Source organism: Candidatus Chloroploca mongolica, assembly GCF_004762035.2.
Lineage (GTDB): Bacteria > Chloroflexota > Chloroflexia > Chloroflexales > Chloroflexaceae > Chloroploca > Chloroploca mongolica.
The window spans coordinates 115325-138218 of the sequence record NZ_SIJK02000011.1 but is presented as its reverse complement, the minus strand read 5'-3'; the positions used below and the strand labels follow the sequence as shown (position 1 = coordinate 138218).

Genomic DNA, 22894 nt, shown 5'->3' with positions numbered 1-22894 from the left:
TGTCACCCCGAGCGCAGCGAGGGGTCTTCGATGCGCCGCAATGAAGATTCCTCACTCCGTTCGGAATGACATGGATGGCGTTGGCATCCCGCTGCGCCAGCACTGTCACCCCGAGCGCAGCGAGGGGTCTTCGATGCGCCGCAATGAAGATTCCTCACTCCGTTCGGAATGACATGGCTGGCGTTGGCATCCCGCTGCGCCCGCCCTGTCACCCCGAGCGCAGCGAGGGGTCTTCCGTGCGCCGCAGGGAAGATTCCTCACTCCGTTCGGAATGACAGGGATGGCGTTGGCACCCCGCTGCGCCCGCCTTGGCACCCCGAGCGCAGCGAGGGGTCTTCGATGCGCCGCACGGAAAATTGCCTTTTGTGCATCCTGAGCCAGCAGGCGAAGTCGCGACAGCCATTCCCCGCAAAATCTCGTCTTGAATCTTTGCGCCTCTGCGCCTTTGCGTCAACATGCGCGCCGCACCACCGCCACCACGCGTGCGAGGTCTTCGAGGCTGAGGTTCGAGCCCGAGGGGAGGCAGAGGCCGTCGCGGAAGAAGCTTTCGGCGACGCTGCCCCCACTGCGTTCGGAGCGTTCAAAGATGGGCTGGAGGTGCATTGGTTTCCACCCTGGGCGCGCTTCGATGTGCTCGGCTTCCAACGCTACGCTGTTTTGACGCAAAGGCGCAAGGGCGCAAAGATCTTTTTTCGACCTTCGCGCCTTGGCGCCTTTGCGTCAAGATCACCGCCGTTCCCCCCGCCACACCAAAAACGCCGTGTCGCCCAGGGATGTGCCCTGGTAACACGGCGTTCCGGAGGTTGTAACGCAGAGGCGCGGAGGCGCGGAGGCGCAGAGTTTCCGCTTGAATCTCTGCGCCTCTGCGTCGCTGCGTTAAGTGGTTATGCGTCAAGTTCCTGTTGAATCAGGTCAATCAGTTCCAGAATGCTCAGTACCTGACCCGGTTCAATGCTGCCAGTTTCGCCAATATGCACATGATCGGGAAAATTGGGCAAGTTGGGATAATGCGGGGCATTATCCCAGCGTTTTCTCAGCAGGCGGCGTTCAGCATCCATCCACTGATATCGGTATTCCGTCGTTTGGATCCGTGCTTGCCTACTCTGGAAGAATTCGGCAACTTCGAGAAAGTCATGGTTGCAGAGCGTCAGTCTTGCTCGGAAGAAGCCCTGGGTGGGGGTGGCATATTCCTGTATGATATCAATGTGCATAACGAGGGCACTGCTCGCAAGCGTGGCTTTCAAGTCAGCCAGGTAGTCTTGTGTGTCCACCTAGCCACCCGCTGCGTTCAGGAGGTTGATCTGCTCCTGGGTCGCTAACCACATCTGGTAGAACGCACTCCATTCAAAGAAATCGGCTTCATCACCCAGTTCCCCTGCTTGAAACTGGCGATAGAAATCCTCAGAAGAGAACTGATACCGCTCCTCAAATTCATGAAGAGTCGCTGTCAGTCGTGCGAAGGCTTGTTTGGCTTGTGTCTGTTCTCGAGCGATAAGTTGCTCAATCGTGGTATCAATCATGTCACTGTGGTATCCACGACGATAGAGTTGTTCCAACGATTGGATCTTACGTAAGGTCTGTTGGCCGGAGGTCATAGACGCCCTCCTTGGGTCACGGCTTCATACCATCTATGCCTTCCAGGATATCATATCTTGGTGAACCATACCAGGGATGCGTTTTGAACCTTGGCGCCGTTGCGTCAACATGACCGGCGTTCCGGAGGTTGTAACGCAGAGGCGCAGAGGCGCGGAGGCGCAGAGTTTCCTCTTGAACCTTTGCGCCTCTGCGCCTTTGCGTCAAAATGCGCGCCGCACGACGGCGATGACGCGTTCGAGATCTTCCTCGCTGAGGTTTGAGCCTGAGGGGAGGCACAGGCCGTCGCGGAAGAAGGCTTCGGCGACGCTGCCTCCGCTGCGTTCGGAGCGTTCAAAGATGGGCTGAATAACAATGACCACCCTGAATCGCTGCTCGCTTACTCCTCTTCCTCCAGAATAAAGAGGATATGTTGGTGAAGTACGGGTATCTTATTGATTATGACATCGTACACGATATCATAATCAATTCCAAAATAAGCATGAATGAGGCGATCACGTACGACGCGAGACATATTCGACCTCTTGGAGAATACGCGGCCCGAGATAGGGACTTAATGAGTCAGCGGTAATCAGGTCAACCGGTCGTCCAAAAAGGTCTTCGAGATACCAGGCGAGTTGGATAAAATTATCAAATGTTTTCTGAGCTGGGTCAAACTCCACAAGCACATCAATATCGCTCTCGGCATGCGCTTCATTCCGGACAAACGAGCCAAAGAGTCCGTAGCGGGTCACACCATAGCGCCGAATAGGGGCTTCGTGCGCGGCAAGCAGGGTCAGGATTTCCTGTTTTGAGGTCACGGGCATCTCTTTTTGCCTCCGCATGCGCCGACGGTCTCCCAGGGTTTCTGGTCAGGTAGTATAGCATAGCGGCCATCGTCCTGGGGTTGTTTTGCAGGTACCACGGCGTTCCGGAGGTTTTAACGCAGAGACGCGGAGGCGCAGAGACGCAGAGGCGCAGAGGCGCAGAGTTTCTTTTCTACCTTTGCGCCTTCGCGCCTTTGCGTCAAAAGCAGCCGTTCCCCCCACCCCGCCACACCACAAACGCCGTGGCACCCAGGCGAGGCCCTGGTACCACGGCGTTTTGGGGTGTACCACAGAGACACGGAGACACAGAGTTTCTTTTTCTACCTCTGCGCCGTTGCGCCTTGGCGTCAAAATGTCCGCCCGCGCTACACTGCGTTGCGCTGACCAACGGTGCGTTCGGTGACGACGACGGTGCTCCAGAGCAGCGCGGCGCTCAGCAGCGGGACAATGATTGCTGCGATCGCACTGCCAGGTACGCCTCTGATCCAGAGCAGGGCGATGATCACGCCGAGCACGGCCCACCCAAGGTAGAGCAGAGTGACGCTGCGGTGACTCCATCCGGCGATGACGAGGCGTTGGTAGACGTGCGTACGGTGCGCGGCGAAGATGTTTTCGCGGCGCTGGAGACGGCGTAGGATGGTGAAGGTCGGTCGTGCCGAAGACAAAGGGCCAGAGCCCCAGGATGCAGCGGCGCTTTGTCAGAGATTGAGAAACTGTTCCGGCGTGATGTCAGCCTGTTTGAGAATTGCGCGCAACGTTCCCTCAGGCATATCACCGGGATGGTTGGGAATGGTGGTGTAGCGATTCTGTGCAGCGTTGTACCAGATTTCATGGCTTCCAGCTGCCTGGCGATCAAACTCAAAGCCCAACTGCTTGAGTCGCTTGACGATCTCTCGATAGCGGAAACCAGCCAGTCGTCCCATCAGTCGGCCACGATCAGCGGGTAATCGAAAGCATCCATGGCGGCAGCCAGTTCGATTTTGGCTTGTCGCTCACGTTGCGCTTCGATCAGTTTTCTTGCGACATCACGTGCAATTTCCAGCGTCTCGGTGATGGTGCGACCTTGAGCCACTAACCCAGGAATATCCTCAGATGTCGCCAGATAGACTCCTTCTGCAAGCCTTTCGATGTGCAGATTTGCAATTCTCTCCATGACGCGTTTCCCTGACGTCGGTAGTGACGTACTATGGCCATTTTTCGCACGAGATCCGAACAGTAGGTAGCCTACACCACATCCCAGAGGCATGTCATCTTTGATCCACCGTCAATCAGTTGACATGGCATGTATGTCCGATGAAGTATACCACAGTGGGGCACGAACAAAACGGATGCGGAAACTTTCTTGTGTTATGCACCGCCGAGTGCAATCAAGGCACAGTAGCGCGGTGTTCGACACGCCCGCCGCCCCGCCACAGCAGGGCGGCGCTCAGCAGCGGGACGATGCTTGCGGCGATCGCACGGCCGGGCACGGCGCTCATCCAGAGCATGGCGCGCTTCGATGTGCTCGGCTTCCAACGCTACGCTGTTTTGACGCCAAGACGCCGAGCCGCAAAGATCTTTTTTCGACCTTCGCGCCTTCGCGCCTTGGCGTCAAAATGACAGGTGTTCCGGAGGGTTTAACGCAGAGGCACGGAGACGCGGAGGCGCAGAGATTCAAGAGGAGCCACGATCTTCCGGTTGTTTGTTGGAAACCATGGCCTGCAAATCTCGCGTCAACTGAACTAAACGCCGAGCGGATCGCAATGCATCATCAGCACTTTGTTGCGTAAATAAATCCCAAGGCAAGGTGTAATTGGTCTCATCACCATAATCGGTTAGGCAGTGCGTCTCAGAGCCTAAAATGGTTATCTCCCCAGGTAACCGCCCATTCCTGGTTAGAGAAGGTCGGGAAGCGCCACATCCATGTTCCGGCGACACGTTGTCGTGCCAAGCCTATCTCCTGCACGGCCTGGAGGACACGGGTGCGAAGTTCGGCAAAGCAGGCTTCGCCATAGAGGCTTTGACCATCCACACACACATCAACCACCAGTGAGGTCAGGTGACTCTGCACTTCTTCGGGAGTGCGGGCGATCATTGCCAGGCGTTCGGGCATGAGATGCAGGGAGGGTAAGAGCGGGGCCATCATCGTTCGCTGCCGTGCCAGCGGTTCGCTGGGCAAGCCTTCAATCACCAGGAAGAGATCGTGGTCACTATCGCTACGAGCCTCGCCACGACTACGTGAGCCGAAGAGCACAATCATTTTGAGCCGTTCACCAAAATGGGTGACCAGCGTTTGGGTCAACGTGCGATACGGCGTCAGCAGCTCGCGTTCAGACGTCACCGCTTGCGTAGACACGACCACTCCTTGGGCAGCCTCATTCCCGATCATCTGGCAATAGTATACCACGCCAACGGTCAGTCCTTCGGATGGCCCCCACCCCGCCACCCACGCCAAAAACGCCGTGTCGCCGAGGGATGTGCCCTGGCAACACGGCGTTCCGGAGGTTGTAACGCAGAGGCACGGAGGCGCGGAGGCGCGGAGGTTCAAGAGGAATCCAGTTCTTTGTTGGAAACCAGGGCTTGCACATCGCGCGTCAACGGAACGAAACGCCGAGCGGATTGCAATGCATCATCAGCACGTTGTTGCGTAGATAAAGCCCAAGGCATCCTCCGTCACCCCGCCGCGCTCTCCCTGGCACCCCACCGCGCCAGCCATGTCACCCCGAGCGCAGCGAGGGGTCTTCCATGCGCCGCAGCGAAGATTCCTCACTCCGTTCGGAATGACATGGATGGCGTTGGCACCCCATCGCGCTCTCCCTGGCACCCCGCCGCGCCCGCCATGTCACCCGCCGCACCCGCGGTGTCACCCCGCTGCGCCAGCACTGTCACCCCGAGCGGAGCGAGGGGTCTTCGATGCGCCGCAATGAAGATTCCTCACTGCGTTCGGAATGACATGGATGGCGTTGGCACCCCGCCGCACCAGCCATGTCACCCCGAGCGGAGCGAGGGGTCTTCCATGCGCCGCAATGAAGATTCCTCACTGCGTTCGGAATGACATGGATGGCGTTGGTAGCCCGCTGCGCCAGCAATGTCACCCGCTGCGCCCGCCGTGTCACCCCGCTACGCTCTCCCTGTCACCCCGAGCGCAGCGAGGGGTCTTCGATGCGCCGCAATGAAGATTCCTCACTCCGTTCGGAATGACAGGGATGGCGTTGGCACCCCGCTGCGCCCGCCTTGGCACCCCGAGCGCAGCGAGGGGTCTTCGATGCGCCGCACGGAAAATTGCCTTTTGTGCATCCTGAGCCAGCAGGCGAAGTCGCGACAACCATTCCCCGCAAAATCTCGTCTTGAATCTCTGCGCCTCTGCGCCTTTGCGTCAAAACCCTCGCCGCACCACCGCCACCACGCGTTCGAGATCTTCCTCGCTGAGGTTCGAGCCCGAGGGGAGGCACAGGCCGTCGCGGAAGAAGGCTTCGGCGACGCTGCCCCCACTGCGTTCATAGCGCTCAAAGATGGGCTGGAGGTGCATTGGTTTCCAGACGGGGCGCGCTTCGATGTTCTCCGCTTCCAGCGCTACGCGGATCGCCTCGCGATCAGTGCCGCTTTGCGCCGGGTCAATGGTGATCACCGTGAGCCAGCGCGTGTGCCGCCCCCACGAGGCTTCGGGCATGAAGGCGATGCCCGGCAGGTCGCCCAGGGCTTGCTGGTAGAAGGCGCAGTTGCGCCGCCGCGCTACGACACGCTCTTCCAATACCTGCAATTGACCTCGTCCAATGCCAGCGAGAACATTGCTGAGCCGGTAGTTGTAGCCGATTTCGGAGTGCTGGTAGTGGGGGGCCGGGTCGCGGGCCTGCGTTGCGAGTTTGCGGGCGTGCGCGACGAAGTCGGCGTCGTCCGAGACGAGCATGCCGCCACCCGAGGTGGTAATGATTTTGTTGCCGTTGAATGAGTAGATGCCGGCTTTGCCAAAGGTTCCCGGTGCTTTGCCGTGATAATCGCTGCCTAGCGCTTCGGCGGCATCTTCGATCACAGGGATGCCGTAGCGCTCGCAGACGGCCATGATCGGATGCATATCGGCGCTCTGCCCATAGAGATGCACGGGCACGACGGCTTTCGGTGGTTTGCCCTGGCGCACTTTGCGTTCGATGGTCGCGCTGACCAGCGCCGGATCGAGATTCCACGAGGTCGGTTCGCTGTCGACAAAGACCGGGCGCGCCCCAAGGTAGACAATCGGATTGACACTCGCCGAAAAGGTCAGCGTCGAGACCAGCACGTCATCGCCTGCACCGACCCCGGCGAGCAGCAGCGCAAGGTGCAAGGCTGCCGTGCCCGAGCTAAGCGCAGCCGCATGGCGACTACCGACGAGCGCCGCAAACTCTTGCTCAAACGCATCAACATGCGGACCAAGGGGCGCAATCCAGTTGGTGGCAAACGCCTCCTGGACGTATTGCTGCTCGCGGCCTGACATATGGGGCGAGGAGAGGTAGATACGTTTCACAGCGTCCTAGTGGGGTTAGTGCAACTAAGAGTCAAGAGGTTTAGCAGGTACACCTGCAACTTTTACAGACTCGGGAACATCTCGGATAACAACTGCACCAGCGCCAATAATTGCATCAGCGCCAATAGACTTGACCCCTGTCATAATGTTTGCCCCCATCCCTACAAACACATTTTTATTAATAGTAATTCCAGCTCCCACATTTACACCAGTGGACAAAAAACAGCCAGAACACAATTCAACATGATGAGCGACATTAGTACTCATACTGATCATAACATAGTCGTGAATCCGGACATATGGCATAATGATAGAGCCGGGAAGAATATACACCCCTTGACCAATGACAACCTCTTTCGCAATAATAGCTGTAGGATGAATAAAATTCGGGGTTAATAGGCCTGATTCTTGAGCCTTTTCAAGTATACGAACTCTTGCTTTATTATTACCAATAGGAGCAATAATGCCTTCAATGCCCTGACACCGATAGTGCAAAAGATCGTCAGTATTGCCTACAACAGGTACACCCTCAATAAGCTTACCATTAAGCATAGGATTGTCGTCCAAAAAACCAACAACCTCAAATAATGCTTGCTCTCGCAAATAGCTAAGATATACCTGACCATATGTACCAGCACCAACCAAGAGCAATTTCACGCAGTATCGCCTTTTTGCAGTTGTTCCGGTGATGCTTCTTTTGTATCTTTGGAACCAGTAAATCGATACATAGTAGCATGTCCAGACGCACTAATCCCATCACGTCTGAGAATCGCAACAATCGTCATAACGATAATTTTGAGATCAAGATAAAACGATGCCTGATTTACATACCACACATCTAGATCAAATCGTTCTTCCCAAGAAAGTGCATTGCGACCATTCACCTGTGCCCATCCAGTAATACCCGGGCGAACCTCATGACGTCGAGCTTGATGAGTTGAGTAAAGAGGAAGGTATTCTATGCGCAACGGACGTGGTCCCACTAGACTCATCTCACCCTTGAGCACATTCCACAACTCTGGCAGTTCATCGAGGCTACTGCTGCGCAAAAACTTGCCAAACCGCGTCAACCGTTCCGCGTCAGGCAATAGGTTGCCTTTGGCATCACGCGCATCGGTCATCGTGCGAAACTTGACCATGGTGAACGGCTTGCCGTGCCGACCAGGGCGCTGCTGGCGGAAGAAGACGGGGGTGCCCAGTTTGACGCGCACGAGTAGAGCCAGCACCGCGAGCAGCGGGCTGAAAACAAGCAGCACCGGGATGGCGACCAGAAGGTCGAAGATGCGTTTGCCTGTGTGGCGGTAAAAGGAATTTAACGAATTCATCCAGGGATTTAGTCTATATTCTGCCGATTGGACAGTGAGATCAAAAGACGTTCGAACTCTTTTGCCTGATCAGCCCGGTTGAAATGTTGCGTAACATAACGACGGGCATTATGCCCCATGATAGCACCAGTTTCTGGATTGGTTGACAATGCAAGCACAGCCACCGCAAGCGATGCAGGGTCGCCCGGTGGAACAAACACTCCCCCTTGGGCGGCATCAATGACCTGACGAATGACGCCATCAATGGCAAGAATCGTGGGACGCCCTGCGGCCATATAATCAAACACTTTGTTTGGGTATGTGGTGGTAAACATTGGGATGTTTTGCAAGGTAGCAATGCATACATCGGCTGCTGCGATCACATCCTTCATCGCTGCTTTCGGTTGTGCCCCAACAAAGAGTACATTGGTGAGCCCTCGTTGCAAAACCTGCGCTTCTAGTGCAGTGCGTTCTTTGCCATCACCAACCAGCACAATTTGGATGGATTGATGCCTCTGTAATAATTCAGCTGCAGCTACAATGGTAGGGATATCATTGGCTAGACCGAGCGCCCCGGTATACATTGCAACAAATTTCCCATCTAAACCCCACTGGGCACGGAACGCCTCGCCTCGCCGATCGGGATCAAACATATCAGGTGCTACCCCGTTAGCGATGAGGGTGACTTTATCTGATGATATACCCCTGGCGATCAGATAATCACGGTAGGCGGGGGAATTCACTAAAATATGATCCGCAACACGATAAAGAAACCGTTCAAGTAATCGCGACAGCTTGATTAGCACAGGGTTTTTGAGTACGCCTATATCAATGGCAAACTCTGGCCATAGATCACGTACTTCAAGGAGAAAGGGGCGACGACGCATTACCGCAACTAACCATGCTGAGACAGACTGGAAGATTGGGGGCGTTGTGCCAATAACAAGATCGACCTTGTCAGCACGCAAACTTGCGATGACGGATGTAAACATGAAACTGAAAAAAGCCACAACACGCCATACAAAGCTACGATGAAGGACGGGGAGGGTATAGGCCCGTAAGATGCGAAGGCCTTCAACCTCTTCTTCAGTGACCAACCCCGAATACGCACTCAGTTGCGCACCAGTGCGATAGCTAAGATTGCTTGTCACAACCGTACATGCATGTTGCTGCGCCAATAGATGCTGTGCGAATTCATAATGGCGCGTACCGCCTGCCTGCGCTGGTGTGGCAAATGCCTGGTGAAGCAACAGAACTTTGATAGACATAGGTAGTAGTGTATCCTGTACAGGTCTTCGCAATACAATTCGATCGACAATAGTCCTTGTACGATCTTCGCTCAAGATGCAATCCGCTTCAAGTGAGGGTCCACTCAGATGCAAACCGTGTGAGTTCGTACGAATGGTCAAGGGTAAAGCAGAAAATAGTGTCCAGTAACGAACCCTACTTCCATCTGTGACGGCGGCCAGTGAGACGGCCGGCGTTCGTTCAAGGTAATATGGTGCCTGCCAGCCGCGTGCATCATCAATCCCTGCCCGCACCAGACTACTCGCTACCTCGGCCCCAAACGCACCCCATTGCACGATATAACTGCCGTTCGAAGTTGAGAGTTCCAGGCGACCCGCGTTGAGATCGCTCAGATAAGGGAGATCATCAAAAAGCCAGTGTAACCGATAGGTATGACGAGCTGCACCAGTGAGATCGTCAAGAACCAGCCAGGTTCCTGATCCAAGCCCAACAATAGCTCGGCGATGAGATACAGGGCTTGCCAAACGCTGATAGCCACTATGCTCACCCTCCCAGTAGGTCAGCTCGCTCTGCCTGGATGATCGCTGTTGACGCACGTTACCGCTGATCCAGGGTAACCACAAAAAACGGCTGACGCGATCCATTTGATCAAGGCCATCAACAGTTACGCTATTGTGGTGGAGGGTGCGCGACAAGGGATCGTCCCACGGAGGCGGCGCATTATAGCTATATGTGCCAGGGTCAAGCGCGATATTCTGGCCTTGATACCAGAGATCAAGGTGCAGGAGATCGGCATGTCCAGGCCGTTGCCTGAATGAGCCACAGCGGATAAAGATGGAACTCGCTGCATCGCGGATGAGATAATAACCACTTGCGTCTGCTTGAAGCGACGGTGGCTTGGCACATTCTTTGGGAGCTTCGAGCGCAGCAGGCCCACTCAACCAGAGAAGTTCTTCGTCCCAGGCACCGGGAGCCAGGGTTCGCACACCTTCAAGCAGATACAGCGCCGACTGGATGAGCGGGCGAAAATCGCGGTGATCGCAGTTTGTCAGAGGCAAGACAAGCGCGCCATCATTGGCCCCATAACGGGGCACGCTGCCAGTTGCAGGTTGGAGAAATGCGTGGAGAAATCGTGCTGACGTGCGCACACGCTCGTGCAATGTGGGGCTGAATCGCTGGTGATTGCATTCACCCAACCGCACGGCCCACAGATAGTCGTGCAACATGACCCGGTGATAATTCATTGAATGCTGGCTGAATGCGCCATCATCGGCAATCAATTGCTCAGCCAACTCTTCGAGCACCTGGCGGCCACGCTCGCGCCATGTTGCCGCTTCGCGAAACTCGGGGAAGAGCAAGCCAATCGTCCACAACCCGACGCCTTCACTGACACCATGATTGTTGCGCTGGCTCAGGGCATAGCTCAGATTAGAGGCAATGCGTTCAGCCGAGAGTGCGATCATCTGAGCCAGTTGCTGGATTCTTGCTGGGGTCGAGGATGAAGCGAACGCAAATCCATAGAGCGCAAAACACCAGGCCATGACGCGAAAAGTTGTCTCTTGACCGCAACGCCAATGGACACCTTGATAGGGTTGATTATGATTGCACCAATGCTCTAGCAGTTGCCAGAAGGTCTCGGCATAGCTTTCATCGCCAGTACGCCAGTAGGCCCGCACCAGCGCATACGCCCATCCAAAGCGGCCTGGTTCCCAGATAACTTTGATATCACCATGCCCAAAGTCACCGAGCTTTGACCAGTGCGTATCCGGTGGCGTCGCTTCACCAGTCAACGCATTGCGATGCCAGTTTGGGGGAAAGCCTGTCTGCCACCAGTGGTGCTCAAAAAAGTGCCCTTGTCCCTGGCGCAACTGTTTGACAAGGTACTGTGGCGTCTCTTCTCCATGATCATCCCACTGGCCTAGCAAGGCCTGGTAGGCCAGGCGCTGGGCAGGATCGAAGAAGAATTGTGGAGCCTGGCTTGCACGGTATTGCTTGTAGATGAACGGATCAGCGAGATCGTCATTGATCAGAAACGTCGCAAAAGGGCGCTGGTCCCATGTTGTCACAGGCCAGCGCCGGGCAAACCAACCACTACGTTGGCGTAGGGCATATTGAAGACGAAAGAAAAGCCAGGCAAACCCGAGATGCCGTAGCAGCAAGACGATCTGCCTGGCTTTGAGGAGTGTATGCATCGCGTTAGGCCTTAGACAAGGTTTCAGAAAGAGCTTTTGAGCATGACCGTGGTAGTGCCGACTTCAGTCGGCTGAGGCCGACTAAAGTCGGCACTACCACGACGTAGGGCGCAAACGGTCAAGTGCCTACGAACTTTGTCTTACACAGGATGTTAGCGATACGTTCGGCAGCGTGCCCATCCCAGAGCGGGATTCCACCAGGAGGACGCTGATCCCAACTGTCGTCGCCATCAAGAATGGCATGGAAGCGGGTGCGCAAGCGATCGAGATCGTTGCCAACGAGCATGTTGGTGCCCATCGCTACGGTGACCGGGCGTTCGGTATTGGTTCGCAGCGTCAAGCAAGGAATGCCCAGGTAACTTGTCTCCTCCTGGATGCCACCCGAGTCGGTCAGCACGATCCGCGCCTGGCTCGTCAGACGCTGAAAATCAAGGTAGCCCAGCGGATCGATCAGGCGCAAGCCCTCGGGAGGTAACCCCAGGCCAAGGCGCTCAAGACGGTGACGGGTGCGGGGATGGACAGGAAAAACGATGGGGAGACGTTCTGCCAACGCAAGAATGGCCCCGAGCAGCGCACCAAGCACACGATCGTCGTCCACATTGGAAGGACGGTGCAGGGTCAAAACAGCATAACCGCCGGGCACCAGGTGTAACTCGTCAAGCACCGCAGAGTCGGCCACGGCTGGCTGCAACCGTACCAGCGTATCGATCATGACATTGCCAACACAGTGAATCTTCTCGGCAGCAATGCCCTCACGCAATAGATTCTGATCGCCATCGCCCGACGGCGTAAACAGAAGATCGGCAAGCTGATCGGTCACCAACCGATTGATCTCTTCTGGCATCGTGCGATCTCCTGAACGCAGGCCAGCCTCAACGTGAGCTACCGGTATGAGCAATTTGGCACAGACGAGGGTCGCCGCAACCGTGGAGTTTACGTCACCGTAGACGAGCACCATGTCAGGCTTTTGCTCAAGCACGACCGGCTCGAAGCGGGCCATGATCTGGGCGGTCTGCTGAGCATGACTCGCCGAACCTATCTCCAGGTTCACGTCTGGCGCAGGAATGCCAAGTTGCTGGAAAAAGATGTCAGACATGTTGACGTCGTAATGCTGTCCAGTGTGAACAATGATCTGCCTGACGGTATCATACTGACTCAGTGCATGTAACACTGGTGCGACTTTCATAAAGTTGGGACGAGCGCCGACAACATGCAGGATCTTCACAGGGTTTTGTCCTTAGGTATGGTTTCAGAAAGAGCCTTTGAGTGTGACACTTGTAGTGCCAACTTCAGTCGGCTTAGGCCGACTGAGGTTGGCACACTCTACTCAGCTTACCTGTTCCACGGCGTCAAACGTCGCTTGTGTGACATCTGCCAGTTCTTCCCAGGGGATGAGCCACGAGCCACCTTGTGCAACTCGTTCAACAAATGCAGCCACTTCGGCGCCATGTCCTTTATCCTGCCGCCACAGCCGCTGGCCCTTGAAGCCTGCCCAGCCATAGCTGTGCAGCCGCTGGAAATTGTCGAGGGCCAGGATGCGCCCAGCACTGAAGACCTCTAGCCGCTCTTTGGGAAACTGCTTGCTGCCATTGGCAAAGTAATGCACGGTGCCCAGGGAACCGTCGGCAAAGGTGAGGGTGATAGTCATCTTGTCTTCACGCACCGCCAGGCCAGGCGCGACACCGATGGCGTGCGCACTGACGTTGACAATGGGATGGCCCGCAAGAAAACGGAGTAGATCGATGAAATGACAGCCTTCACCAATAATGCGCCCACCCCCCACCAGAGGATCTTGCGTCCAGTGTTGCGCCGGGATTGCGCCTGCATTGACGGTATAAATCATGGTGAGTGGCTCGGTACGAGCACCAAGGAGCTTGCGCATCTCTACTGCAAGCGGAGCAAACCGACGGTTAAAACCGACCAGTAGCTGAAGATTGGGTGCTTGTTGCCGCGCAGCATTGATCTGATCGAGCTCATCCTGGGTAAGCGCCAGAGGTTTTTCGACAAAGACATGTTTGCCTGCCGCCAGGGCCTCAACGATCAAGCGGGCATGCGTATTATGGCGAGTCAGAATGAAGACCGTATTGATCGCTGGATGCTCGAGGATCTTGCGGTAATCAGAGACAGCCTGGGCAAAGCCAAATTTACGTGCCGCAATCGCCGCCTCACGACCAGTCGTGGTTGCAATCGCCTCAAGACGAGCACCAGTCTTGACAAGTGCCGGGATCAAGACGAGCGAGGCAAAATTGCCGGCTCCAATGACGCCTACAGCAACTTGAGGCTGGGGGGTAGATGTGGCCGCAGGTGCTTTCGCAATGCGAGGTTGCACCTGAACGACTTGTTCCAGACTAGGTTGCACATCGGGATAGGTTAGCAAGACCCCAAGCAACGAACGATCCGTGACAAGTTCCTGATAGACGGCAGGAGCCTGAACCAGCGGGACACGGCGCGAGATAAGGGAAGTTGCATCCATGCGCCCACTCGCCATCAGATCGAGCACAGCCTCGAAGTTGCGCTGTTCGGTCCAGCGCACAAAGCCGAAGGGGTAATCTTGACCCTTTTGCTCGTAGAGTTCGTCGTAGCGTCCTGGCCCATACGAACAAGAGACCTGAAACGTCAACTCTTTCTCATAAAAATCAGCCCGCGAGAGTTCCAACCCAGTCACACCAACCAGCACAATGCGCCCACGCTTGCGGCTCATCTGCGCGGCCTGGTGAACAGGTTCACTGCTTTTCGTCGAGGCGGTGATCAAGACAGCATCAACACCGCGCCCCTCGGAAAAAGCCATGCCTGATGCCACCGGATCAGCACCGCTGCTCAGATCAACGGCCTCAGCGCCAAGCTGTCGTGCCACAGCGCACTTCTGACCATCAAGATCAATGCCCAACACCTGACAGCCATTGGCGCGCAGCATCTGCACTGTCATCAAGCCCAACAAGCCCAGGCCCACGACGACCACGCGCTCGCCCAGGGTGGGGTTGACCAGGCGAATGCCCTGCAAGCCCACAGCAGCCAACACCGTGAACGCTGCGGCGTCATCGCTCACACCATCAGGAATGCGGGCGCAGAGGTTCTGCGGCACAGCTACGACCTCGGCGTGGGGTCCATTGGAGACCACGCGGTCGCCGACCGCAAAGCCGGTCACGCCCTGGCCCACCTCCAACACCACGCCTGCATTGCAGTAGCCCAGCGGCAGCGGCTGATCGAGGCGAGCAAAGACAGCCTCCAAAGTAGGCAGCAACCCGTCAGTCTTGATCTTATCAAGCACCTGGCGCACCTTATCGGGCTGCGAGCGCGCCTTGGCGATCAGATTGCCCTGGCCGAACTCGACCAGCATGCGTTCGGTACCGGCGGAGATGAGACTGCGGCGGGTGGCGATGAGAAGTTGACCAGTCGCGCAGGTTGGGATGGGGGTGTTGAGTAGTTCTGTTTCGCCGGTCTTGAGGTTTTGAATGATTTGCTGCATGTAGTCATCAATCCAGAATGATTTTCAATATTAACTCACCGTTTGCTAGCTTTTCGCTAGGTTCTCATTTTCCCGATCCGTGAAAGAAAGAGTTGCGCATCGCCGCGTGACAGGTGGGGCTTCGTGTGGTACAACGTTGGGAAGAAGTTCACGAAAGAGATTGGGAGCCTACGCGGTCACGAATATCCAAATCGACATACTGGAAGTTGTGAACTGCCTGCTGCAAACGCACCAGATTCCAGGTGTTGTCGCCCTTCGGCCCGAAAAACTCGCGCCGCATGTTGTTGTCAACGCCGATGACGCGGTAGCCCTGGTTGTCGTAATATTGCACAGCTTCGGAGCCAATCAGCCCGCTGCTGCCTGTGATAATTACTTTTTTTCATGATCGCATCATTCCGCTTTTTACTTTGAAGTATCAGTGACTGAACATCTCTCTGGGTTATGACAACAGAAAATGATTGGATGTCGTTTGAGACATGCACTCTCTTGCCCGCACAACCCGACTCACTTTCATGCTAACTGTTTAATGTCAGCAAACAACTGTGCTGTGTCTTGGCGGAGTCGATTCTGGCTATATGCTTCTGCTGCCATCTCTCTAGCGTTCCTTCCAATCTTGGCGGCCGCGCCAGGATCGGACATCATGGTTACTATCACTTCGCCCATCTCTTGGTGCGAGGAAGCGCTCAAGAAGTGCACACCGTTGGTGCCTGCGACACCTTCGATGCCAATCTCCGTAGAAATCAGCGTCTTGCCTGCGAGTAACGCTACCAGGCTTTTCAACTTGATGCCTGAACCGCTTTCCTGCGGGTTGATGAAGATTGATCCACGCCCCAAAAAGCCTTGAACGTCATCAATAAACCCCAATCCCCAGACACCCTGTGGCGCTGCCGCGTATTTCTGGGAATTCTTGCCCGCCAACAACAATGTAGCGTCTGGCCTGTGCTTGCGGACAGTTGTCCAACCCCGCTCAATGAATCCAGCTAATCCTCGGCCCTTGCGCAGATCCGCCCCGCCAAGGTGTATCACCACGCTGATATCGCCAAATGACGCCTGATACTGATCTGCATCCAGACAAACGCCGAAGACACCTGCTGGAGATTTTTGATAGAGTTGTTCATACGTGTTGAAATCAGCGTCAGAAATCGCCCAGAATCGGTCAGCACTTCTTAGCAGCATCTCCTCAAGTCGCAATAGACGACGGATCTCATGTTCCCAGAGCAATCGCTCCAACGGGTTTGACTTTCTGGCAATCGTCTCAAAGACTCTGCCTGCTACATTTTCGCTCCTGACAATAACTGGAATGTCACGAAAGCGCTGCTTCAGGTCAAACCAATATGAGCCAATCGGGATATCTTCTATGATGAAAACTGGCGGATGAGCTGGATTGATCTCATCCTTAAGTATTGTAAACACTTTCTGCTTGACATCTTCGGCATGAAACTGATGTGTCACAGCAGGTAGTGCATTACGGTAGCTGAGGAGAAAACGCACTAATGGTGCATACCGCGTGATTTTGACATGGTGAAATCTGACCATTCCATTGGTCGGACAGTGCTTCTGCCATTCCTCACGTTGCTTTTTGTCAAAAGGCGTCTCCACAAGGCCGATAAAACAGACTTCTCTAAACTGCTCAGCAAACATCTGCAACGCGCTGCGGATTGCTATGCCAGACCCATTGGTCTCAGCAGGCCATGCAGGCGAAAGCACTATAGCCTTTCTTGTACTTAGCTGTGAGGTAGACAAGTTGCTAGCTCCTTGTGGCCAAATGCTCTGTTGTGAAGATCCATCACGAAATCTTTGTTGCCGCATTTGAGCGTGATCCGTTTGCAGAATCAGGTTGATGAATCATGTTCCAAACCTTCACTTTGATCGGATTCAGGAAATAGAGAGAGCGCAGCCCATACAAAAACAATTCCTGTCGTGAGAAATACATTCTGAGCAACGCCCACCTTTCATCCATACTGCGGGTGCGCATGTCCTGGCGCGTTGAGTAGCCGCCATACTCGAAGTTAGCCAGCAATACAGGAATCTTCTGCGCCGGTAATCTCTGTTGCAGCAATGCACGCCAAAGAAACTCCTGATCAGAGACGATTGCCTGTTGCTCCGGCTTGACAGGCGAATCGGCGCGAAAGCCACCTAACCGTCGATAGACATCACGCCGCACCATCCACGCTTGATGGCACAGGTTCTTCCGAAACAAATAATACCTACTCAGTCGGGTTGGGTAGTTTGTACTTAGCGAGTAGGGATGTTGCATGACATCTCCATAAACAACAGCTGCGTTCATATCTATATGTGCTGCCACCCGACCTAGCACACCGTCGTCATAGAATGTATCACCTGCATTCAGGAAGTAGACATACTCTCCCTGGCAATATGCAAGGGCCTGATTCATCGCATCATAGATGCCGCGATCCGGTTTCACATAGACAATCAAACCTCTGTTACGGAGTTGCTCAACAGTGCCATCTTGTGAGCCACCATCCTTGATAATGTACTCGTAATCGAGATAATGCTGAGACAGCACACTCTGCGCGGTGAAAAGAGCAGCGTCAACAGAATTAAGTACAACCGTAACGATACTAAATAACGGTCGATAAATCATTATAAATCCCCATTCAAGATCACCGGTTTATTTTTTAGAGGGTATCATCAATATGAGAACCAGAAAGATTGCAAATCCTTGATTAAAAATGCCATGCAAAAATAAGGAGTAAAAAATCACCGGGATGATATAAGCAAAATTACTCACCCAGTCAATCTTCTTGAAAATAACAGACAGAACCCAAAGATACATCACCGAAAAAAATAACCCATTAGTGCCAACTGAATTAAACAGAGTATTATGAGGTACGTTCCCAAGCAAACCACGTGCGATCTCACCAAATCGCTGTCCTTCCCCAACAAACAAAAAAATTGGATCATTGATAAAGCGGTAAAAAAGAATGTAGTTAAATTCAAGCCGAACAAGGGCTGATCGATCATTAAAAGAAAATAAGCGTTCAAAACCCCTAACACTAAAATCAGAAACACCCATCTGAGTTACAACAAAAAAAGCGTAGACTAACAGTAATATATTAAGAGTCATGATTATCACAAAAAAGTTTAGTCTTCTAACAAGAGGGGCTAGAAAGTCTCTAAAGTACATCAAAAGAAAAAAAACAGTAAGAGCTAAAAAATAAGTCCTGCTTAAAAATAACAATACCGAAATCAATGACAATACAATCCCAGGCCAGAATTTACATCTAACACTAAAAAAAAGAAACAGCAACATATATAAACCCGAAAAATTTGTATCACCAACATAAAGTTTGGATGTATATTCCCAGTAGCCAAACGTTCCAAAGTTCTGAATCAGTTGATAAACTAATGAAAAGAAAAAAAGCCAGCAGAACAATAAAATCAGGCCATAGTTAAAATGTATCGAGAGCTCTCTTCTTTGGTAAGCCAATGAAACAAACAGTAAAAGCATCGAAAAGACAATCGCATCAGTAATAGTATCGTAATGCCCTGTCAAGAAGCTACTGATTAACAAAATCCCCGAAAGTAAGAAATCAAAAAGGGATATTTTATGTTTTAGTAATAATAAACCTAAAAAACCAGCAAAGAAAGGAATCATAAATAATGCATGTCGAATCCCAGTACCTGTAGGCAGGACAAACAAAATAAAACCAGAATAGAATAAAAACGCATGATAAAACACATCACGCAGCGATATATAATAGCTACGCTCGTGTAGTTGACTGAAATTTTCGGTTCTAATCGACATGCAAACCTCTTTTTTCAGAATGATCAACAATTACTGTACATAAAACTTGCAAACCAATTGACAAAAGACTCAGCCTGAGCTTTCAGGCTAAACGAATGCTCAGCATAGACGGCAGCCATTGTACCCATGTGTTTACATCTATCTGGATGGGCCATGAGCCAATGCACATGCTTCGCAAGCATGACACTATCACCCCTAGCAATTAAAAACCCGGTCTCGCCTTCGATAATCTGCTCGGGAATCCCTCCCACGCTAGTTGCAACCACGGTGGCACCGCAAGCCATTGCTTCAAGCACTACGAGTGGGAAGTTTTCGGCGTTGGCAGCGTGCAAGAGTACGTCGGCGCAGCGATAGTAGCGCGCCACAGCGTTGGGATCGGTGAGATAGCCTGTGTAGACAACTCCTGGATCATCTGTGTTCTGTGTCTGGCCGCCGATGCATATCAACTGCAACCGAGAAGAGACATCACTGCCCCTAAGCAATTGCACAGCTGTGCGAACCGTGGTGAAGTCCTTGTAGGGGTTGGTATTAGCTCCACTAAACGCGCTGAACACGACGACAAATGCATCTGCGGCAATGCCACATTCAGCCCGTGCCTGGGCGCGGTCGCCAGGATGATAGATGGACAGATCCACGCCGTTCGGGATGACACGCGCCTGCCACGGCAGCAGCATAGACTGTTCCACATAGTTCATCAGCCAGCGGCTCGGCGTCGATATGGCCAACCGGCTGTTGCGATAGATAGTCTGTTTCTGTTGCCAGTTGGCGGCTGTCCGGTCGCGTTGGATGGCTGGTGGTCGGCCCAGGTCGGGGCACGCACCGCAGCCAGTGCGCCAACGCTCACAGTCGATGAAATAACCACAGTGCCCGGTGATTGCCCAGGTGTCGTGCAATGTCCAGACAACCGGCAGACGCTGGCTCAACATTGATAGGGCACCCAGGTCGAAATAGTCGCCGTGCAAATTATGGGCATGAATGACATCAGGCTGCCAATCATTGTCTGCATCCAACAGATGCCAGGTAAACGGATAGTTGAAATCTTCGGTGCCACGCCAACGATCCCACAATCGCTGCGGCAGGGCAAGGCGGCGCAGCATATCGATCAGGCGATACTGGCCGCGGAAAGCGGATTGTCTGCGCACCGACTTTTCCAAATGCCGACACATCCCTGCCCAGGGAGTCGTATCACGGTAAGGATCAACCTCGAATACAAACGGCTCTTGCGTGCGTTTGTAGCGCACAAGAAGACGCGCATCATGTCCGCGTTGACAGTAGGATCGGCACAGGTCAAAGGCCACTTTTTCGGCTCCACCAGCGCGATCGTAAGTGCTAAACAGCAGGATCTTCACACTCTAGCCCTTTGCCGTAGAATGATCGGCTTGAGAGCAGCTTGCACTGAGGTTGGAAGCAGGCGAAACACCGCTCTTGCGGCTGCCTCAACGTTGCAGATCACAAAACCAGCCCATTTGACGCACTGCCTTCCCACTCGATATCCAACAGAATTCAGTAATCTCTCGATGTCATCGTTTTGCCTGATTGCAAGATTGCTATGTTCTTGTGAGCTCCTGGTGTCTTGCCACATTGCGATGACCTGAGGCGGATGCGGGCCTGCATACCGTTCGAGCCAGCTTGGATATCGGTAGACATTATGCACCCGATAAGGATGCTTCAACTGGGTATAATTCTCAGTTGCCCAGTCATTCATCCTGTCAAATGGCCCCCAACTTACTTGTGAATAGTAGGCGCTTTTCCCACTCACTTGATGTGGAAAAACCAGCGAGTAGTGATAAAGAAATATCTTCCGTCGCGCCAAATCTCGCGCCCGCAGGTGGCCCAGTTCCCGGAGGTCTACGCCATCTTCATTCACGACTGTTGGCGGACGATGCGTTGCGTAGACATAACCGGGGTCCCACCGAAAGAGACGGTGAAACACTTCGCCACCATAGTGGCGCAGATACCATCCGTCTGCATAATAGTCTAGGCCTCCCCAGAATTGGATCTGCTTGAAGGAGACTGCATAGATCGACGGGTTACCTGACAATTCGCCGATAATCCAGGTCATATCCAGCGGCTGATAGAACTCATCCACATCCACCTGCCACAACCAATTGCCGGTAGCCCGCTTTGCATAAGCCTGGCTCTGTTCATGCTTCTCGCCCGGCCAGAAGCCGTTGGGATGGCCCTCGTCTTCGGCTGTCACAACGATCAGTTTGTTTTCTGGATCCTCATGCGCTTTGAAGTCCAGCAACGTCTGCATCGTGCCATCCACCGAGTGTCCATCGGGAGTGGCAATGCTGGCAGCGGCCGGTGCGGCGCCTTCGACCACGATGATCTGATGGGCAAACGGATAGAGCGCGCGTAGATTATAGCGAATAAAGGGTTCGCCATTGAGCACGATCATGCCGAAGGTGATTTTGGGTGAATTTACGGCCATCATAGGTAGATGAAACTAAACTCAGTTCCCCTATTGGAAATATTAAACAAACGATACCCTCTTTTTTCGAGTTGACGGATTGAATTCGCCGTGGCATTGTAAGTTAGACCCTCAAAAAAAGGGTGAAATTCGATCAATATCTGGCGAATTATGATATTGTGCGTATCGAGCAGATCAGTGATTACCTCATATTCAGCTCCCTCAATATCCATTTTCAACAGATCTATCTGCTGATGACCAAGCATGTCAGCGATTGTTTTGAGCCGAAACAATTGCACCTGAGTAGGGGCACTCGCTGCATTTCTACGAGGAAGTATCGAATGCGAAACATGAGAGGGATCGTCAGGGGGAAAGAAAAAAGCCATTCTATCACTGGAGCCTATACCGATAGGATGAAAATGAAAACGGTCGGGCCATGAATTTGACTGCACCCAAGCAATCGATTTCGGAGTAGGGTCAAAGGCATGCACCTCAACGCCATATTGCGCAATCAGTTCCAGGTCGAAAGATGTATCTTCACCAACGCCAAAAGAATAAATCAGACTAGATGCTGTAAGACCGTCTGGACAGATTGTCCATCCACCGTATTCTGTGCCATGAAAACTTGTCCTAACCTGAAATACGGATAAACGACTCATCAGTAGCCGTAACTGAAATGCCTTCAGCTTATAGATAAACCATTGTTTCCACCTGCGCAACTGTTTACCCTCCAAGATTAATGCTGGTGGCTTCTTGCAATGCCTAATCGTTCCTTCGGCACAGCCAGGCAGTGATAGGCTCTCTTCTCGTCGCCAGGAGCTATCTTGATCCGCTGAGTTCCCTCCAGCGACCACAAATCATAGCTTGCTGAGAGCAGTTCAGCACGCGCCGCCCATGTCTCTGAATTGTGAAATTCCACAAGCAAAGTAGGACGTTGATTGCGCAATAGATTGCGCATACCTGCCAACGCAAGCCCCTCTGCTCCTTCAATATCCATCTTGACAAAGTCAACAGGTTGACCGGCTTGAATATATCCATCTAGCGATGCAGCAGGCACCTGCAATTCTTCCAGAGTCGGTTGACCAGTTACATCGTGTCCCACAATATTCCATTCTGTCGAGCTATCTCCCCTTCCTGCATATAACGCAATTGTCAGCTCACCACCGTCTGTAACTGCAATCTGTTTCACTGTAACACGTTGTTGAAAACTATTCAGTTGGATATTGCGTTGTAGAAGCAGCGCATTTTGCGGATGCGCTTCAAATGCATAGACATGGCCCTGCTGTCCAACCAATCGGCTAAGCAGCAAAGTAAAGTAGCCCTGATGAGCGCCGACATCAAGACATACGCATCCAGGATTCACAACGTCCATGATGACTTGAACAGCACTTGCTTCGTAACCACCTGTGGCATATGCTCGTCCACCGGCTCCGAGCATTCGACATCCATGTAGTGGATATGAAAGTGGCCAACCGATTGATTCATCTATGTACGCACCTATTCCAGATTTGAATATCAGTTTTTTCGCAACATGGCGAAACGTCACTGGCAATCGAAGACCAGTTCTTAATACAGCTAGGGAAATCCGCGAAAAAACTCTCGATACTGAAGAAAAATTCATCTGGC

General features: G+C 53.3%; 24 protein-coding genes. All 24 read right to left on the bottom strand.

What is annotated here, in order from left to right:
* Nucleotides 1-450: 450 nt before the first annotated feature.
* Complete coding sequence (locus EYB53_RS08570) at nucleotides 451-645, bottom strand: DegT/DnrJ/EryC1/StrS family aminotransferase (protein ID WP_205712612.1); 195 nt, start codon at nucleotides 643-645, stop codon at nucleotides 451-453.
* A gap of 239 nt (nucleotides 646-884) precedes the next feature.
* Nucleotides 885-1271 (bottom strand): toxin-antitoxin system TumE family protein, encoded by a 387-nt coding sequence (locus EYB53_RS08565; protein WP_135477777.1) that lies wholly within the window; start codon nucleotides 1269-1271, stop codon nucleotides 885-887.
* A complete protein-coding gene (locus tag EYB53_RS08560) occupies nucleotides 1272-1595 on the bottom strand; it encodes a hypothetical protein (RefSeq protein ID WP_097651349.1) in 324 nt (107 codons plus the stop codon). It abuts the gene before it with no gap.
* A 201-nt stretch (nucleotides 1596-1796) separates the two neighbouring features.
* Nucleotides 1797-1955, bottom strand: a complete 159-nt coding sequence (locus EYB53_RS08555; protein ID WP_167857314.1) for a hypothetical protein — start codon at nucleotides 1953-1955, stop codon at nucleotides 1797-1799.
* Nucleotides 1956-1972: 17 nt separating this feature from the next.
* Complete coding sequence (locus EYB53_RS08550) at nucleotides 1973-2107, bottom strand: HepT-like ribonuclease domain-containing protein (protein ID WP_097651350.1); 135 nt, start codon at nucleotides 2105-2107, stop codon at nucleotides 1973-1975.
* The gene (locus EYB53_RS08545) at nucleotides 2088-2399 is read right to left on the bottom strand and encodes a nucleotidyltransferase family protein (protein ID WP_097651351.1); all 312 of its coding nucleotides are present in this window, start codon (nucleotides 2397-2399) and stop codon (nucleotides 2088-2090) included. Before EYB53_RS08545 ends, EYB53_RS08550 begins: the two co-directional genes overlap by 20 nt.
* A 365-nt stretch (nucleotides 2400-2764) precedes the next feature.
* Nucleotides 2765-3064, bottom strand: coding sequence for a hypothetical protein (locus tag EYB53_RS08540; RefSeq protein ID WP_205712610.1), 300 nt, complete (start codon nucleotides 3062-3064; stop codon nucleotides 2765-2767).
* Between the two features lie 33 nt (nucleotides 3065-3097).
* Nucleotides 3098-3322 carry a type II toxin-antitoxin system HicA family toxin gene (locus EYB53_RS08535; RefSeq protein WP_135477776.1) on the bottom strand — a complete coding sequence of 75 codons (225 nt, stop codon included), beginning with the start codon at nucleotides 3320-3322 and terminating at the stop codon, nucleotides 3098-3100.
* Complete coding sequence (locus tag EYB53_RS08530; RefSeq protein ID WP_135477775.1) at nucleotides 3322-3552, bottom strand: type II toxin-antitoxin system HicB family antitoxin; 231 nt, start codon at nucleotides 3550-3552, stop codon at nucleotides 3322-3324. Before EYB53_RS08530 ends, EYB53_RS08535 begins: the two co-directional genes overlap by 1 nt.
* Nucleotides 3553-4227: 675 nt before the next feature.
* The gene (locus tag EYB53_RS08525) at nucleotides 4228-4734 is read right to left on the bottom strand and encodes a nucleotidyltransferase domain-containing protein (protein WP_167857313.1); all 507 of its coding nucleotides are present in this window, start codon (nucleotides 4732-4734) and stop codon (nucleotides 4228-4230) included.
* A 1020-nt stretch (nucleotides 4735-5754) separates the two neighbouring features.
* Complete coding sequence (locus EYB53_RS08520; protein ID WP_135477773.1) at nucleotides 5755-6876, bottom strand: aminotransferase class I/II-fold pyridoxal phosphate-dependent enzyme; 1122 nt, start codon at nucleotides 6874-6876, stop codon at nucleotides 5755-5757.
* A gap of 24 nt (nucleotides 6877-6900) precedes the next feature.
* Nucleotides 6901-7533 (bottom strand): acetyltransferase, encoded by a 633-nt coding sequence (locus EYB53_RS08515; protein ID WP_135477772.1) that lies wholly within the window; start codon nucleotides 7531-7533, stop codon nucleotides 6901-6903.
* The gene (locus EYB53_RS08510) at nucleotides 7530-8201 is read right to left on the bottom strand and encodes a sugar transferase (RefSeq protein WP_135477771.1); all 672 of its coding nucleotides are present in this window, start codon (nucleotides 8199-8201) and stop codon (nucleotides 7530-7532) included. Before EYB53_RS08510 ends, EYB53_RS08515 begins: the two co-directional genes overlap by 4 nt.
* 8 nt (nucleotides 8202-8209) lie before the next feature.
* Nucleotides 8210-11620 carry a heparinase II/III domain-containing protein gene (locus EYB53_RS08505; protein ID WP_135477770.1) on the bottom strand — a complete coding sequence of 1137 codons (3411 nt, stop codon included), beginning with the start codon at nucleotides 11618-11620 and terminating at the stop codon, nucleotides 8210-8212.
* Between the two features lie 118 nt (nucleotides 11621-11738).
* Entirely contained in the window at nucleotides 11739-12845 is a 1107-nt protein-coding gene (wecB, locus tag EYB53_RS08500; RefSeq protein ID WP_135477769.1) for a non-hydrolyzing UDP-N-acetylglucosamine 2-epimerase, read from the bottom strand.
* Between the two features lie 102 nt (nucleotides 12846-12947).
* Entirely contained in the window at nucleotides 12948-15086 is a 2139-nt protein-coding gene (locus EYB53_RS08495) for a bi-domain-containing oxidoreductase (protein ID WP_135477768.1), read from the bottom strand.
* A 148-nt stretch (nucleotides 15087-15234) separates the two neighbouring features.
* Nucleotides 15235-15453, bottom strand: coding sequence for an NAD-dependent epimerase/dehydratase family protein (locus EYB53_RS08490; protein WP_371879086.1), 219 nt, complete (start codon nucleotides 15451-15453; stop codon nucleotides 15235-15237).
* A gap of 143 nt (nucleotides 15454-15596) precedes the next feature.
* Nucleotides 15597-16829, bottom strand: coding sequence for a glycosyltransferase (locus EYB53_RS08485; protein ID WP_167857312.1), 1233 nt, complete (start codon nucleotides 16827-16829; stop codon nucleotides 15597-15599).
* 43 nt (nucleotides 16830-16872) lie between these two features.
* Nucleotides 16873-17691, bottom strand: coding sequence for a glycosyltransferase family 2 protein (locus EYB53_RS08480; protein ID WP_135477765.1), 819 nt, complete (start codon nucleotides 17689-17691; stop codon nucleotides 16873-16875).
* 27 nt (nucleotides 17692-17718) lie between these two features.
* Nucleotides 17719-18855 carry a hypothetical protein gene (locus EYB53_RS08475; protein WP_135477764.1) on the bottom strand — a complete coding sequence of 379 codons (1137 nt, stop codon included), beginning with the start codon at nucleotides 18853-18855 and terminating at the stop codon, nucleotides 17719-17721.
* A 23-nt stretch (nucleotides 18856-18878) separates the two neighbouring features.
* Nucleotides 18879-20204 (bottom strand): glycosyltransferase, encoded by a 1326-nt coding sequence (locus tag EYB53_RS08470; protein ID WP_135477763.1) that lies wholly within the window; start codon nucleotides 20202-20204, stop codon nucleotides 18879-18881.
* Complete coding sequence (locus EYB53_RS08465; protein ID WP_135477762.1) at nucleotides 20201-21292, bottom strand: glycosyltransferase family protein; 1092 nt, start codon at nucleotides 21290-21292, stop codon at nucleotides 20201-20203. The genes EYB53_RS08470 and EYB53_RS08465 overlap by 4 nt, the downstream gene beginning before the upstream one ends.
* A complete protein-coding gene (locus tag EYB53_RS08460) occupies nucleotides 21289-21927 on the bottom strand; it encodes an FkbM family methyltransferase (protein ID WP_135477761.1) in 639 nt (212 codons plus the stop codon). Before EYB53_RS08460 ends, EYB53_RS08465 begins: the two co-directional genes overlap by 4 nt.
* 77 nt (nucleotides 21928-22004) lie before the next feature.
* Nucleotides 22005-22889, bottom strand: a complete 885-nt coding sequence (locus EYB53_RS08455; RefSeq protein ID WP_135477760.1) for an FkbM family methyltransferase — start codon at nucleotides 22887-22889, stop codon at nucleotides 22005-22007.
* Between the last annotated feature and the right edge of the window lie 5 nt (nucleotides 22890-22894).

What these genes read in the sequence shown, in the direction of transcription:
- EYB53_RS08560 (WP_097651349.1), bottom strand. Translation starts at nt 1,595, where the DNA reads ATGACCTCCGGCCAACAGACCTTACGTAAGATCCAATCGTTGGAACAA.
- EYB53_RS08550 (WP_097651350.1), bottom strand. Translation starts at nt 2,107, where the DNA reads ATGTCTCGCGTCGTACGTGATCGCCTCATTCATGCTTATTTTGGAATT.
- EYB53_RS08545 (WP_097651351.1), bottom strand. Translation starts at nt 2,399, where the DNA reads ATGCCCGTGACCTCAAAACAGGAAATCCTGACCCTGCTTGCCGCGCAC.
- EYB53_RS08535 (WP_135477776.1), bottom strand. Translation starts at nt 3,322, where the DNA reads ATGGGACGACTGGCTGGTTTCCGCTATCGAGAGATCGTCAAGCGACTC.
- EYB53_RS08530 (WP_135477775.1), bottom strand. Translation starts at nt 3,552, where the DNA reads ATGGAGAGAATTGCAAATCTGCACATCGAAAGGCTTGCAGAAGGAGTC.
- EYB53_RS08510 (WP_135477771.1), bottom strand. Translation starts at nt 8,201, where the DNA reads ATGAATTCGTTAAATTCCTTTTACCGCCACACAGGCAAACGCATCTTC.
- EYB53_RS08505 (WP_135477770.1), bottom strand. Translation starts at nt 11,620, where the DNA reads ATGCATACACTCCTCAAAGCCAGGCAGATCGTCTTGCTGCTACGGCAT.
- EYB53_RS08495 (WP_135477768.1), bottom strand. Translation starts at nt 15,086, where the DNA reads ATGCAGCAAATCATTCAAAACCTCAAGACCGGCGAAACAGAACTACTC.
- EYB53_RS08480 (WP_135477765.1), bottom strand. Translation starts at nt 17,691, where the DNA reads ATGATTTATCGACCGTTATTTAGTATCGTTACGGTTGTACTTAATTCT.
- EYB53_RS08475 (WP_135477764.1), bottom strand. Translation starts at nt 18,855, where the DNA reads ATGTCGATTAGAACCGAAAATTTCAGTCAACTACACGAGCGTAGCTAT.
- EYB53_RS08465 (WP_135477762.1), bottom strand. Translation starts at nt 21,292, where the DNA reads ATGATGGCCGTAAATTCACCCAAAATCACCTTCGGCATGATCGTGCTC.
- EYB53_RS08460 (WP_135477761.1), bottom strand. Translation starts at nt 21,927, where the DNA reads ATGAGTCGTTTATCCGTATTTCAGGTTAGGACAAGTTTTCATGGCACA.
- EYB53_RS08455 (WP_135477760.1), bottom strand. Translation starts at nt 22,889, where the DNA reads ATGAATTTTTCTTCAGTATCGAGAGTTTTTTCGCGGATTTCCCTAGCT.